General features: G+C 73.8%; 13 protein-coding genes and 1 tRNA gene. 7 read left to right on the top strand and 7 right to left on the bottom strand.

The annotated features are described in order from the left end of the window. Positions 1-4 precede the first annotated feature (4 nt). The 3 genes from ETD85_RS52790 to ETD85_RS52780 all read right to left on the bottom strand — a co-directional run bounded on the left by ETD85_RS52790 (position 5) and on the right by ETD85_RS52780 (position 2,529). Positions 5-1,117 carry a GTP-binding protein gene (locus ETD85_RS52790; RefSeq protein WP_138697413.1) on the bottom strand — a complete coding sequence of 371 codons (1,113 nt, stop codon included), beginning with the start codon at positions 1,115-1,117 and terminating at the stop codon, positions 5-7. Next, on the bottom strand, positions 1,108-2,424 hold the full coding sequence (selA, locus tag ETD85_RS52785) for an L-seryl-tRNA(Sec) selenium transferase (RefSeq protein WP_138697412.1): 1,317 nt from the start codon (positions 2,422-2,424) through the stop codon (positions 1,108-1,110). Before selA ends, ETD85_RS52790 begins: the two co-directional genes overlap by 10 nt. Positions 2,425-2,436: 12 nt before the next feature. Further along, a tRNA-Sec gene (locus tag ETD85_RS52780) sits at positions 2,437-2,529 on the bottom strand. Positions 2,530-2,548: 19 nt separating this feature from the next. Between ETD85_RS52780 and selD the strand changes: the two genes are divergently transcribed. Next, on the top strand, positions 2,549-3,589 hold the full coding sequence (selD, locus tag ETD85_RS52775) for a selenide, water dikinase SelD (RefSeq protein ID WP_138697411.1): 1,041 nt from the start codon (positions 2,549-2,551) through the stop codon (positions 3,587-3,589). A gap of 78 nt (positions 3,590-3,667) precedes the next feature. Beyond that, positions 3,668-4,204 carry a hypothetical protein gene (locus ETD85_RS52770; RefSeq protein ID WP_138697410.1) on the top strand — a complete coding sequence of 179 codons (537 nt, stop codon included), beginning with the start codon at positions 3,668-3,670 and terminating at the stop codon, positions 4,202-4,204. Between the two features lie 115 nt (positions 4,205-4,319). Here the strand turns inward: ETD85_RS52770 and ETD85_RS52765 are convergent, their stop codons facing one another. After that, entirely contained in the window at positions 4,320-5,216 is an 897-nt protein-coding gene (locus ETD85_RS52765; RefSeq protein WP_206059441.1) for a MurR/RpiR family transcriptional regulator, read from the bottom strand. A gap of 142 nt (positions 5,217-5,358) precedes the next feature. Here ETD85_RS52765 and ETD85_RS52760 point away from each other — a divergent pair, with 142 nt between their 5' ends. The 5 genes from ETD85_RS52760 to ETD85_RS52740 all read left to right on the top strand — a co-directional run bounded on the left by ETD85_RS52760 (position 5,359) and on the right by ETD85_RS52740 (position 10,141). Further along, positions 5,359-6,732, top strand: a complete 1,374-nt coding sequence (locus ETD85_RS52760; RefSeq protein WP_138697408.1) for an MFS transporter — start codon at positions 5,359-5,361, stop codon at positions 6,730-6,732. A gap of 5 nt (positions 6,733-6,737) precedes the next feature. Continuing rightward, the gene (locus ETD85_RS52755; RefSeq protein WP_138697415.1) at positions 6,738-7,169 is read left to right on the top strand and encodes a GAF domain-containing protein; all 432 of its coding nucleotides are present in this window, start codon (positions 6,738-6,740) and stop codon (positions 7,167-7,169) included. After that, positions 7,166-8,377, top strand: coding sequence for a metal-dependent hydrolase family protein (locus ETD85_RS52750; RefSeq protein ID WP_138697407.1), 1,212 nt, complete (start codon positions 7,166-7,168; stop codon positions 8,375-8,377). Before ETD85_RS52755 ends, ETD85_RS52750 begins: the two co-directional genes overlap by 4 nt. Positions 8,378-8,399: 22 nt before the next feature. Further along, positions 8,400-9,203 carry an alpha/beta hydrolase gene (locus ETD85_RS52745; protein ID WP_206059440.1) on the top strand — a complete coding sequence of 268 codons (804 nt, stop codon included), beginning with the start codon at positions 8,400-8,402 and terminating at the stop codon, positions 9,201-9,203. A 98-nt stretch (positions 9,204-9,301) separates the two neighbouring features. Continuing rightward, on the top strand, positions 9,302-10,141 hold the full coding sequence (locus tag ETD85_RS52740; protein WP_138697406.1) for a PBP1A family penicillin-binding protein: 840 nt from the start codon (positions 9,302-9,304) through the stop codon (positions 10,139-10,141). Positions 10,142-10,812: 671 nt separating this feature from the next. Here the strand turns inward: ETD85_RS52740 and ETD85_RS52735 are convergent. The 3 genes from ETD85_RS52735 to ETD85_RS52725 all read right to left on the bottom strand — a co-directional run. Then, positions 10,813-11,475: a GntR family transcriptional regulator gene (locus ETD85_RS52735; RefSeq protein WP_138697405.1), complete on the bottom strand. Its 663-nt coding sequence runs from the start codon at positions 11,473-11,475 to the stop codon at positions 10,813-10,815. Further along, positions 11,472-12,593, bottom strand: a complete 1,122-nt coding sequence (locus ETD85_RS52730) for a CaiB/BaiF CoA transferase family protein (protein WP_138697404.1) — start codon at positions 12,591-12,593, stop codon at positions 11,472-11,474. The genes ETD85_RS52735 and ETD85_RS52730 overlap by 4 nt, the downstream gene beginning before the upstream one ends. After that, a partial coding sequence (locus ETD85_RS52725) for an aldehyde dehydrogenase family protein (protein WP_138697403.1) occupies positions 12,590-13,009 on the bottom strand: 420 nt, incomplete at its 5' end. The genes ETD85_RS52730 and ETD85_RS52725, both read right to left, overlap by 4 nt.

The following is a 13,009-nucleotide window of genomic DNA, read 5'->3' as shown; positions in this document are numbered from 1 at the left end:
TGTCTTAGGGTCTCGTGGGCTCGGAGATGTGTATAAGCGACAAACCCGATCCCGGACCCGGCAGCGCACGACCGGCCAGCCCCGAATCCGGCGCCTCATGACCGGGCGATGCCGCGCCGTGGTCCGGCGGGCCAGGGCCGAGGGGGCGCAGGCGTACCGGGACGGAGGCCGAGCCGATGTGGAGCACGGCCTCGCGCGGCACGGGCCCGCCGTCCACCCGCCACGGGGCCACCCGGACCTCCCCCCGTCCATCCACCCGTGCGTCCATTCGCGCATCCACGTGCGCGCCCGCCTGCCTCGGGGCCCCGCTCGCACCCGCCCGCGCGTCCGTTCGGGCGTCCACGACGCCGGTGGTCAGCCACGCGTCCGGCGCGAGCAGGGCCTTCCCCCTCGCGGCCCGCTCCCGCTCGACGCCGCGCAGGTTGACCGCGACCCGGGCGGTGGCCGTGACCTCGTCGACCGGCTCGCCGGTGACCTGCAGCCCTTTCACCCGCACCCGCTCATCGTCCAGCACGAGCAGGTCACCGGTCCTGATCGTCCCGGCGGCCAGCGTCCCGGTCACCACGGTCCCGGCGCCCTTGATCGTGAACGCCCGATCGATCCACAGCCGCACCGGCGCGCCCGCGTCCGGCGCGGGCAGCGAGGAGACCAGCAGGTCAAGCCCGCGCCGGAGCTCGTCGAGCCCTGCTCCGGTGCCGCCGCTGACGGTGAGCGCCGGCCAGGAGATCCGCGCGCGAGCCTGCTCCAGAGCAGGGGCCGGATCCATCAGGTCGCACCTGGTGACCACCAGCAGGCCCCGGTCCACGCCGAGCGCCTCGATCGCCTCCCAGTGCTCCTGCGACTGGGCCTGCCAGCCCTGATCCGCCGCCAGCACGAACATCACGGCCGGCACCGGCCCGAGCCCCGCCAGCATGTTCGTGACGAACCGCTCGTGTCCCGGCACGTCCACGAAGGCCAGCCGGCGCCCGGACGGGAGCGTGGTCCACGCGAAGCCGAGGTCGATGGTCATGCCGCGGCGGCGCTCCTCGGCCCACCGGTCGGGCTCGATGCCGGTGAGCGCGCGTACCAGGGTGGACTTCCCGTGGTCGACGTGCCCGGCGGTGGCGATCACGTACATGCCAGCACCGCCCTCGCCAGTTCCTCGTCCAGGTCGGGCGGGACGGAACGCAGGTCGAGCAGCAGCCGGCCGCCCGCCACGCGCCCGACCACCGCGGGGTCGCCCAGGCGGAGCGGCAGCGCCAGCCGTACGGGCAGGGCGAGCGCCACGCTGGGCAGCTCGCATCCGGGCGCCCCGCCACCGCCCACCACGCACACGCTGCCCACCACCTCGCATCCAACCGGCGGGCCGGACCGTGCCATCTCACCATCACCACCACCGTCGCCGATCAGGCCGGCCAGGTGGCGGGCGCGGTGTCGCAGCTCCGCCAGATCGGCGCGCAGGGCGAGGCGTACCGGCGGGTCCGAGCGGAGCGTGGCCTCCAGCGCGGCCAGCGTGAGCTTGTCCACGCGCAGCGCGCGGGCCAGCGGGTGACGGCGCAGCCGGTGCACCAGGTCGGCGTGTCCCAGGATCAGCCCCGCCTGCGGCCCTCCGAGCAGCTTGTCGCCGCTGGCCGTCACGAGGGCGGCGCCGGCGCGGAGCACCGTACGGACATCCGGCTCGTCGGGCAGCAGGGGCTCCGGGCCGAGCAGGCCGGAGCCGACGTCCACCACCACGGGCACCGGCAGGGCGCTCAGCTCCGCGACCGGGGCGGCGGCGGTGAAGCCCTCGACGCGGAAGTTCGACGGGTGCACCTTCAGCACGAACCCGGTCGCGTCCCCGATCGCCTCCGCGTAGTCGCGAACGCTCGTGCGGTTGGTGGTGCCGACCTCCCGCAACCGGGCCCCGGTGGACTCCAGCAGGTCCGGGAGCCGGAATCCGTCGCCGATCTCCACCATCTCGCCGCGGCTGATGACGATCTCCCGCCCGGTCGCGAGCGCGGTCGCCGTGAGCACCAGGGCCGCCGCGTTGTTGTTGACGACGTGCACGTCCCCCGCCTCGGGCACGGCCGCCGCCAGCGCGGCCAGCGCCGTCCGCCCGCGCCGGGCCCGCTCCCCCGTCACCAGGTCGAACTCCACGTCCGTGCACCCGGCCGCGGCGGCCACCGCGTCCACCGCCGCCCTCGGGAGCGGGGCGCGCCCCAGGTTGGTGTGCACGAGGACGCCGGTGGCGTTGATCACCCGTCGTGGACCGGCCGCCAGCGCGGACATCGCCGCCGCCACGACCTCCTCAGGGGCGATCCGCCCCTCCCTGGCCTGCTGCTGCGCGGCCACGACCGCGGCTTTCACCGCCCCGCGCCCCGCGCCCCCGGCCGCCGCTCCGGCCAGCCGGGGATCTGCCAGCACCTGATCGGTCCGCGGGATGCGGCGACGTGGGTCACCGCTCATGCCGGACCTCGCGCGGAGGCGCACGGGGATCGAACCCGCCGGCGACGCCGTGCACCGCCCACCGGTTTTGAAGACCGGGGTGCCCACCAGAACACACGCGCCTCCAAGGACGACACTTAACGATATGACGGATATCAGGCTTACGCAGTACGCCCGTGGCGGCGGTTGCAGCTGCAAGATCCCGCCTGGTGAGCTGGAAGCGGTCCTGGCCACCTTCCTGCCGCTCGATCCCGGACCGACCGGCACGAACGGCGCACACGACCCCCACGGCGAGCAGGCTGCGCCCGATGCGGCGCTGCTCATCGGGCTGGAGCACGGTGACGACGCCGCCGTGGTACGCATCGACGGCGACCGCGCGCTGGTCTCGACCGTCGACTTCTTCGCGCCGGTCGTGGACGACCCCTACGACTTCGGCCGGATCGCCGCGGCCAACGCCCTGTCCGACGTCTACGCCGTCGGCGGCGAGCCGCTGGTCGCCCTGAACCTGCTCGGCTGGCCCCGCGACCTGCTCCCCATGGAGCTCGCCCACGAGGTCCTGCGCGGCGGCCTCGACGTCGCGCGCCAGGCGGGCTGCGCGATCGGCGGCGGCCACAGCATCGACGACGCCGAGCCCAAGTACGGCCTGGCCGTCACCGGGCTCGCCGACCCCGCGCGGCTGCTCCGCCTCGACGCCGGGCGCCCCGGACTGCCGCTGAGCCTGAGCAAGCCGCTCGGCGCCGGCGTGCTCAACTCCCGGCACAAGGCGACGGGCGAGGTGTTCCCCGAGGCGATCGCGTCGATGACCACGCTCAACAGGGACGCCGCCCGCGCCGCGATCGGCGCGGGTGCCCGCTGCGCGACGGACGTGACCGGCTTCGGCCTGCTGGGGCACCTGTTCAAGCTGGCCAGGGCGAGCGGTGTCACCGCCGTCGTCGACGCCGCCGCCGTGCCGTACCTGGCCGGGGCGCGCCGGGCCGTGCGCGACGGGTACGTCAGCGGCGGCACCCGCCGCAATCTGGCCTGGGTGTCGCCCCGGCTCGACGGCGGCCGGGTCGCGGAGGAGGAGCTGTTGCTGCTGGCCGACGCGCAGACCTCAGGAGGGCTGCTGGTGGCCGGGGAGGTCCCGGGCGCGATGGTGATCGGCGAGCTCGTGCCCGCCGGGGAGCAGGCCCTGATCGTCCGGTAGCCGGGCACCGTGACCGCGCCGGGCCTCGCGGGTACGGTGAAATCGACGCGTGGTCATCTGCGAAGGACGTGGTTCTCCGTGCTCTACCTCTTCGGCTTCGAACGGATCGGCGTGGCCGTGAGCGACATCTACTTCGTCGACCCGAATCCCGGCAAGGATCAGGACGGCGCCGAGCGGGGCGTCCGCCTGGAGGTGCGCAGGCTCGAACCGGGCGAGCTGAAGGGGTCGATCTACTCAGCACGCCCCATCACCGTCGACCGGCCCATCTGGCGGATCGACCTGCTGGAGTCGGTCACCGGCACGCCGGGCAGCTTCGACCGCACCCACCACCACCCCGCCATCGAGGGGTGGGAGCCGGGCGGGCGGGTGTTCGACCAGGAGCTGTCGGCTGAGCCGCTGAAGTGGCTCGGCGAGCGGCTGGCCGACATCGAGGGCGTGCTGGCCGAGGTCGGAGCCGATCGCGACGAGGTCAGCGCGGCGGACGTGGCGGGGCTGCGGGAGCGTACGCCCGAGATCGTGGACACCGTACGCCGGCTGCTCGCCGACGTACGCGCGGGGCACCTCGCCACCCCGCCCGAGGAGTCGGCCACCAGCGTCCGCGCCAGCTGGCTCTGACCCTGGAAGATCCGGACACCTGCGGCGGATCCCCGAACGGGGCCGCCGCAGGAGGAGCCGCCGGTGCGTGGGTGACGCCAGGACCCCGGGCGGCGCCGCGCGCCCTCCGGCGCCGTCAGCTGTGGTCGCCGGCCACGGGGCGGCGGTGCAGCAGGCCGAAGCGGGTCCACATGGCCTCGGCCGCCTCGATGGAGGCGCCGGTGCGCGCCGGGTCCACCGCCGCGAGCTGCGTGACCAGCGCCTGCGCGACCGCCAGACCCGCCGTCAGCGACGGGAAGAACGCCTCTCCCTCGGCCGGGACCATGACGACCTCCTCGGCCGCGTCCGCGAGCGCGGGGCTGGCCGCGTCCGTCAGCGCGAACACCCGCACCCCCCGCGACCTGGCCTCGTTGGCCGCCAGCACGGTGCTCTCGTACAGCCGCCAGAAGCTGATCGCCACCAGCACGTCGCCCGCCCCGATCGCGGCCACCGCGTTGGCCAGCTCCGCGTCGCCGGCGGTCACCGCCGTGACCGGGTAGCCCGCCAGCCGGGCGTTGTGCGCCAGCGCCAGCCCGACGGCCGCGTAGCTGCCGTCGGCCACGATCACGGTGCGGCGCGCGCCGGCGATGGCCTCGGCGATCGTGAGCAGCACCGTCTCGTCCACGCGCCGGGCGAGCAGCGCGAGGCTGTCGAGGTCACGCCTGAGCGACCGCGCGCTGGGCGAGGAGCCGGGTGAGCCGGTGCCGCTGTGCTCGGCGGCGACCTGGCCGGCGCTGAGCGAGGACAGGTAGCGCGCCCGCAGCTCCTGCTGGAGCGCGGGCCAGCCGGCGAAGCCGAGCGCCTGGGCGGTCCTCGTCACGGTCGCCACGTTGACCCCGGCGATCTGGGCCAGCTCCCCCGCCGCCCCGAACGACGCGCGGCGGGGCTGCGAGAGCAGCACCTCCAGCACGGCCGCCGCCTTGCCGCGCAGCCCGCGCTCGGGCACGCGGGCGCGCAGCCACTCCTCGAAGCTGTCGGTGGCGCGCTCGGTCACGTGATCCTCTCCCTCGGACGGCAACATGCTATGCGCTCGTAACACCACAGACTTGCAAAGAGTATTGCAAATCAGTGGAATTGCACTATATGTTGCTGCGCAATCGACTTGCAGGGCCACGACCTGGGGAAAGGTGTGTTCGATGACCTTGTTGGCCCGTCTGGACCGGCTGCCACTGAGCCGTCCTCACTATGTTCTGCTTCTGATCGGCGGGCTGGGCTACACCTTCGACGGCATGGACTCGGCCGTGGTCGCGTTCCTGCTGCCGAGCGCGCAGGAGGTCTGGGGGCTGTCCAACGGACAGCTCGGCTTCATCGGCTCCGCGACGCCGTTCGGATTCCTCTTCGGCGCGACCGTGGCCGGCCTGCTCGGCGACCGCATCGGCCGCAAGAAGGTGATGATGTATGCACTCGCCTTCTACGCCGTCTTCTCGGTGATCGCCGCCTTCGCCCCGAACTATGAGGTGTTCCTGGGGGCCAGGGTGCTGGCCGGAGCGGGCGCGGGCGCGGAGAGCGCGATCATCGCGCCGTTCCTATCGGAGTTCGTGCCGGCCAAGCGGCGCGGGTGGTTCATCGGCGCGCTGGCCGGGTTCTTCTCGTTCGGGTTCGTGCTGGCCGCGCTGATCGGCCGGTTCGTGGTGCCCACGATGGACGACGGCTGGCGGATCGCGCAGGTGGTCACCGCGCTGCCGATCCTGATGCTGCTGTGGTGGCGGCGCTCGCTGCCGGAGTCGCCGCGCTTCCTGCTGCAGAACGGCCGCGTGGACGAGGCCGAGGCGGTCGTCGCCGACCTGGAACGCCGCGTCGAGCAGGCCACGGGAGAGCCCCTCCCGCCGGTCCCGGAGACCGCGGCGGCGCCCAGCACGAACGCGCCGAAGGTGAACCTGCTGAGCGCGCTGCGGTTCCTGTGGAGCCCGGTCATGGCCAAGCGGACCGCGGTCATCTGGCTGATCTGGTTCGTGATCACGTTCTCCTATTACGGGTTCTTCTCCTGGATCCCCACCCTGCTCGTGCAGCGCGGGATCACCGTGACCAAGAGCTTCGAGTTCTCGATCATCATCTATCTGGCGCAGATCCCCGGCTACTTCTCCGCCGCCTGGCTGTCGGAGCGGCTGGACCGCAAGAACACCATCGCGATCTACCTGGCCGGCTCCGCGGTCAGCGCGTTCTGGCTGTCCCAGATGGACTCCCCCGTGACCATCACGCTCGCGGGCGCGGTGCTGTCGTTCTTCCTGAACGGCACGTACGCGGGCGTCTACTCCTACACTCCCGAGGTGTTCCCCACCTGGATCCGCGCCACCGGGACCGGCCTGTCGAGCGCCTTCGGGCGGGTCGGCAGCATCCTGGCCCCGACGATCATCGGACTGTCGGCGGCCAACCTGGGCTTCGCCGGCGTGTTCGGCCTGACCACGGCGGTGCTGGTGGCCGGGGTGGTCTGCGTGATCGTGTTCGGCCTGGCCACGGCGGGCCGATCCCTCGAAGAGCTGACAGAACCTACCAAGGAGGCCAGTAAGTGAGCGGCATGACCGAGCTGGAGTCGGCGGTGCGGCAGGAGGTCGGGGTGCGGTTGTTCACCGTCCTGGCCTGGGTGCCGGAACGGCGGGCGCTGCGCCGGGTCCACAGCAGCCATCCCGAGCAGTACCCCGTGGGCGGGGAGAAGACCGTGGAGGTCGCCCAGGGCTGGCTGACCCGCTGCATCGAGGGGCGGCAGCCGTACTTCGGCCAGGACCGGGCCGCGGTGCGGGAGATCTTCGCCGACCACGAGCTGATCGAGAGCCTCGGCTGCGGGTCGATCATCAACGTGCCCGTGGTCGACGGTGACGAGGTGCTCGGCGTGCTGAACATCCTCGACGCCGAGGGCAGCTACGACGAGGCGTCGATCGCCGCCGCCCAGTCGCTGGCCCCGTCGGCGGTGCCCGCGCTGCGCGCGGCCCTCCAGGGAGATGAGCGATGAGCCTGCTGCTGCGCAACGCCCTGCTGCTCGACGTGGCCTCGGGCGAGTACGCCGAAGGCGACCTGCGCTGCGCCGACGGCCGCATCGTCGAGACCGGCCGCGGCCTGACCGCGCCCGACGGCACGCGGGTGATCGACGTCGCGGGCGCCCCCGTGGTGCCCGGCCTGATCGACGCCCACGTCCATGTGACCGCCTCCACCGCGAACCTGGGCTCGATCGGCTCCATGGCCCCCTCCTACGTGGCCGCCCACAGCTCCCGGATCATGGCCGAGATGCTCGGCCGCGGCTTCACCACGGTCCGCGACGCATCGGGCGCCGACTTCGGGCTGGCCGACGCGCAGGCCGAGGGGCTCATCCGCGGCCCCAGGCTGCTGTTCTGCGGCAAGGGGCTGAGCCAGACCGGCGGCCACGCCGACTTCCGCGGCCGGGGCGAGAACCTTCAGGACGACCACCCCTGCTGCGCCGGGGTCGGGCGGATCGCCGACGGCGTGGACGCGGTCCGCGCCGCCGCACGTGACGAGCTGCGCAAGGGCGCGCACCACATCAAGGTCATGGCCTCCGGCGGCGTGGCCTCGCCGACCGACCGCATCGACTCGACCCAGTACTCCATGGACGAGCTGCGCGCCGCCGTGGACGAGGCCACCGCCGCCAACCGGTACGTCGCCGCGCACGCCTACACGGCCAGGGCGGTCAACCGGGCCCTTGAGGCGGGGGTGCGCTCCATCGAGCACGGCAACCTGATCGACGACAGCAGCGTCGAGGCGTTCGTGCGGCACGAGGCGTTCCTGGTGCCGACGCTGGTGACGTACTGGGCGCTCAAGGAGGAGGGCCCGGCGTTCGGGCTGCCCGAGCGGAGCTGGCGCAAGGTGGACGAGGTGCTCGAAGCGGGCCTCGTCGCGCTGGAGCGGGCGGCGCGCGGCGGCGTGCGGCTGGCGTACGGGACCGACCTGCTGGGCGGCATGCACCGGCACCAGAGCCACGAGTTCCGGCTGCGCTGCGAGGTGCAGCAGCCGATCGACGTGCTGCGGGCGGCGACGACCGGCGCGGCCGAGCTGGTGGGGATGACGGGCGAGCTGGGCACGCTGGACGTGGGCGCGCACGCCGACCTGCTCGTGCTGGACGGCGACCCGCTGCGGGACATCGGCGTGCTGGCCGAGGCCGGGCACCTGCGTCACGTGGTCCAGGCCGGGGCGGTCGTCTCCGGCTGAGAGACCTCGTACCGTTGGGAGGGTGACGACGGCCATCCGCACCGCGATCGTGATCGTCGCGGTGCTGGTCGTGCTGCTGGGCCTGCTGTGGGTGTTCCAGCGGCGGCTCATCTACCTGCCCGACGGCGAGCCGGTGCCGCCTGCCGCCACGGTCATCCCCGGGGCGCGCGACGTCTCGTTCACGACGAGCGACGGGCTGCGGCTGTCGGCCTGGTTCCTGCCCGGCGACCACGACGTGACCGTGCTGGTCGTGGGCGGGAACGCGGGCAACAGGCGGGACCGCGCGCCGCTGGCCCGCGCGCTGGCCGCGCACGGCCTGCCGGTGCTGCTGATGGACTACCGCGGCTACGGCGGCAACCCCGGCTCACCGACCGAGGAGGGATTGCGGCTCGACGCCCTGGCCGCCCGCGACTTCCTCGGTGACGTGCCGGTCGTCTACTTCGGCGAGAGCCTCGGCGCGGCCGTGGCCACCGGGCTCGCGCTGAGCCGGCCGCCCGCCGGTCTGGTGCTGCGCTCGCCGTTCACGGACCTGGCGGCGGCGGGCCGGGTCAACTATCCGTTCCTGCCGGTCGGTCCGCTGCTGCGGGACCGCTTCCCGGTGGCGGAGAGCATCGCCCGCGTACGGGCGCCCGTCGTGGTCCTGTACGGGACGCGCGACACGATCGTGCCCCCTCGGCTCAGCAAGGCGGTCGCCGCGGCGGCCGGAGCGCGGGCCAGGGCCGTCGAGATCCCCGGGGCCGGGCACAACGACCTGGCCATGCTGACCGGCGCCGAGGTCGTCGGCGCCGTGGTGGAGCTGGCCGAGCAGGCCCGCGAGCGCCCCTGATCCGGCCCGCCGGGGGCCGGGGATCAGCCGGGGTCGATAGCGGAAACTCCTCCTCGACGGCATCGCCACGGCTCCCGCGCCCGCCGTAAGATCCGCCCGTGAGCGCCTTACGTGTCGTCGCGATCTGCGCCGTGGTGGTGGGGGTCCTGGCCGCCGCCGCCATCCTGCTGCTCCGCGACGACGGCGAGCCCGCCGCGGCCAGGGAGCGCCTGGTGTCCGCACCGGCCGCGGCCGGCCCGAGCGTGCTGGTCGACGCCCAGGGCACGACCCTTGAGGAGTTCACCGGCGACTGCGCCGCCAGCCGCCATCCCTACCTGTGCGAGCGGGTACGCGCCGAACTGCTCGCGAGCGACGCCAGGCTTCTTACCGGCAGGGGCCTGACGATCAGGACGGCGATCGACCCGCGCACGCAGGCGGCCGCCCAGCAGGGCATCGACCGTTACGTCGGCCGCGACGACGCGCACGTGGCCGTCCAGGCGATGGTCGTCCCGGCCACCGGCGAGATCAGGGCGCTGGCCACCAGCCACGGCGGCGCGCAGCGGTTCATGCAGGGCAACACCGCGATGGTCTATCCGCTGGCCGCGGCGCTGGAGAGCGGCCTGCGGTACTCCGACGGCTTCCCTTATTCCGCCGCCTACCGGGCGCAGCAGTACTCGGCGTTCAAGAACTGCAAGGGCGAGAGCGTCGCCGACCCCGCGCACTCGGTGGTCAACGACCAGAAGGGCGGCGGCGGCTTCACCACGCTGGAGTCGGGCACGTGGGCCGGGGAGAACACGTTCTTCCTCCGGCTGACCGAACGGGTCGGCCTCTGCGAGAGCGTGACGATGGCCAGGCGGCTCGGGCTCGCCCGGGCCGACGGCGGGCCGCTGATGGAGTTCGAGACGTTCGCGCTGGGCGTCAACGAGGTGGACCCGGCCCGATCTGGAAGAACTCCATGACGGCCGCCCTGGACGGCGTCGCGGAGACGTCCTTCACCAAGCCCGACACCGGCCGGTTCGGCGGCTGCCGCGACGCCTGCGACAGGTGATCGCGAGCCGCCTCCTGCGGGAAGGCGAGTGCCTACGATGAAACCTGTGGACGGTACCCACTACCTCGGGTACACCCCGGCCACCGAGAGCCGCCGGCTCATCGCCAACGGCCTGCCGAAAGAGCTGCCCGAGACGCTCGGGGGCCGGCACCGGTGCACCCCGCTGTCCCTCTACGTCGGAGACCGGCTGGCGGCCACGGCGTTCGCCCGGCTCGACGACGTCGGGAGGTTCTGGCTCGACGTCTGGCTGCTGTCGGCCGGGCGCGGCGGGCGCTGGAGCCTGCGCACCGGGAGCACCGCTCAGGCCGATCCGGGCGACGAGGACGTGCTGCGCCCGCGACTCGGGGCCGACGCGCTGCACGGGCACGCGCGGGCCGGGGAGAGCTCCCGGTTCCGCGGGGACGGAGGTGGACCTGCTCGACCACCGAGGGCAGCGCATCTCCGCCCTGACGTTGCGTCAGGCGGCGGTGAACGCGGCGGCCGGCGGCACATCGTGAAGCGGCGGCACCCGCGCGCGGTCGCGCCACAGGCACCCCGGCGCCGAGGCGGGTTGCCCGGGGAGCGGGGGGGCGCCAGGGCGCGTCAGAAGTCGAGCTGTGCCGCCAGCTCGGCGACCGCGTGGTCGCGGTGCACGTTGAGCGTGGCCACGGCCTCGTCCGCGGCGCGGCGGCGCAGCGCGTCGAGGGTGGCCCGGTGCTCCTTGACGACCCGTTCCCGGTTGCCCGCGTCGCCGTAGTACATCGACCGGTAGGCGTCGGTCGCGTCCCACAAGGTCCTGATCAGCCGGGCCAGCCTGGGCATCCCCGCGCACTCGAACAGCGTCATGTGGAACAGCCGGTTGGCGGTGGCCATGGCCAGCACGTCGCCCGCCGCCGCGGCCTGCTCGACCTCCTCCTGCGCGGCGTCCAGCCGGTCGAGGTCCGCGTCGGTGAGGCGGGCGACGGCCCGGCGGACGGCCTCCTCCTCCAGCAGCTCCCTGATCCGGTAGACCTCGCGCAGGTCGTCGAGCGAGAGCGTCTCGACGAAATAGCCCCGATGCGCCTCGTACGTGACCAGCCCCTCGCCCTGGAGCGTCTTGAGCGCCTCGCGCAGGGGGACGCGGCTGACCTGGAGCTCCTCGGCCAGCGCGTCCTGCCGGATGGGCGTGCCCGGCCGCAGCCGGCCGGTGGTGATGGCGCGGCGCAGCTCGCTCAGCACGAACTGCTGCGCCGTCGGCGGCCTGCGCCGCGCCTCGTCCGGACTCATCGTGCCAATATCTCACGGACCCACGCGTCGTCCTGTCCGAGCGCGGGCGGCGGGCGGTGGTAGGAGGGCGGGGTGGCGCTCAGGCGTACCGGGTTGGCGACCTGGCCGACCCCGTCGATCCGTACGGCGGGCTCCAGGCCCAGGTCCTCGGCCAGGGCGAAGGCGGCGGCCAGGTCGTTGATCGGGCCGCAGGGCACCCCGGCGGCGGTGAGCCGCTCGAACCAGTCGTCCGCCGTGCGGGTGGCGAGCGCGGCGTTCAGCTCGGCGACGAGGGTGTCGCGGGCGGCCACCCGGGACGCGTTGGCGGCGTAGCGGGGGTCGCCGGCGAGGTCCGGCCGCTCCAGCGCCGCGCACAGGGCCTGGAACTGGCGGTCGTTCCCGGCCGCGATCACGATCGGCCGGTCGGCGGCCTGGAACACCTCGTACGGGACGATGCTGGGATGCCGGTTGCCCATGGCGCGCGGCACCACCCCGGCGGCCGCGTAGGCGGAGGCGTGGTTGGTGAGCGCGGACAGCAGCGAGGACAGCAGCGAGACCTCGACCCGCTGCCCGGCCCCGCTCTCGTCGCGGTGACGCAGGGCCGCCAGGATGCCGAGCGCGGCGTGCAGGCCGGTGATCACGTCCACCAGCGCCACGCCCGCCTTGGTCCCCGGCCCGTCCGGCTCGCCCGTGACGCTCATCAGCCCGCCGACGGCCTGCGCGATCAGGTCGTACCCCGGCAGCCCGGCGCCCTCGCCCGACCCGAACCCGGTGATCGAGCAGTAGACCAGCCCCGGGTTCAGCTCGCGCAGCGCGTCGTAGCCGAGCCCGAGCCGGTCCATGGTGCCGGGCCTGAAGTTCTCCACGAGCACGTCCGCCCGCGCCGCCAGAGCCCGCGCGGTCTCCACGTCGGCCCGCAGGTCGAGGGCGATCGAGCGTTTGTTCCGGTTGACGCCGAGGAAGTACGTGGCCTCGCCCCCGGCGTACGGCGGCCCCCAGGCCCGGGTGTCGTCCCCGGCGCCGGGCCGCTCCACCTTGACCACCTCGGCCCCCATGTCGGCCAGCAGCATCGTGGCGTACGGGCCGGCCAGCACCCGGCTGAAGTCGGCGACCAGCAGCCCCGACAGCGCACCCGTCACGCCGGCGTCCCGAGGTAGACCGTCATCGTCCTGGTGTAGAACTCCCTGGCCGCCCGGCCCTGCTCCTTGGGCCCGAACCCGCTCTGCTTGGCCCCGCCGAACGGCACGTAGGGGAACGTCAGCGCCGACTCGGAGTTGACGTGCAGCACGCCGACGTCCAGCCGCTCGACGGCCTTCAACGTGACCCCGAGGTCCCGGGTGAAGACGGCGGCCGACAGGCCGTGCTCGCTCAGGTTCGCCAGCCCCAGCGCCTCCTCCGTGCCGGCCGCGCGCACCGCGCCGACCACGGGCCCGAACAGCTCGGTACGCCAGAAGTCCACCTCGGTCCCCGGAAGGTCGAGCACGGTCGGCGGCACGAACCAGCCGTCCAGCCCCTCAGACGGCGACCCGCCCGCCAGCGGCTCGGCCCCCTCCTC

This window comes from Nonomuraea zeae (assembly GCF_005889725.1).
Lineage (GTDB): Bacteria > Actinomycetota > Actinomycetes > Streptosporangiales > Streptosporangiaceae > Nonomuraea > Nonomuraea zeae.
This window is presented reverse-complemented; position numbering and strand designations above follow the sequence as displayed.

Bases quoted from the DNA above. Each gene is read 5' to 3' on its own strand.
- ETD85_RS52790 (WP_138697413.1), bottom strand. From the start codon at position 1,117: ATGTACGTGATCGCCACCGCCGGGCACGTCGACCACGGGAAGTCCACC.
- selA (WP_138697412.1), bottom strand. From the start codon at position 2,424: ATGAGCGGTGACCCACGTCGCCGCATCCCGCGGACCGATCAGGTGCTG.
- selD (WP_138697411.1), top strand. From the start codon at position 2,549: ATGACGGATATCAGGCTTACGCAGTACGCCCGTGGCGGCGGTTGCAGC.
- ETD85_RS52760 (WP_138697408.1), top strand. From the start codon at position 5,359: ATGACCTTGTTGGCCCGTCTGGACCGGCTGCCACTGAGCCGTCCTCAC.
- ETD85_RS52755 (WP_138697415.1), top strand. From the start codon at position 6,738: ATGACCGAGCTGGAGTCGGCGGTGCGGCAGGAGGTCGGGGTGCGGTTG.
- ETD85_RS52750 (WP_138697407.1), top strand. From the start codon at position 7,166: ATGAGCCTGCTGCTGCGCAACGCCCTGCTGCTCGACGTGGCCTCGGGC.
- ETD85_RS52735 (WP_138697405.1), bottom strand. From the start codon at position 11,475: ATGAGTCCGGACGAGGCGCGGCGCAGGCCGCCGACGGCGCAGCAGTTC.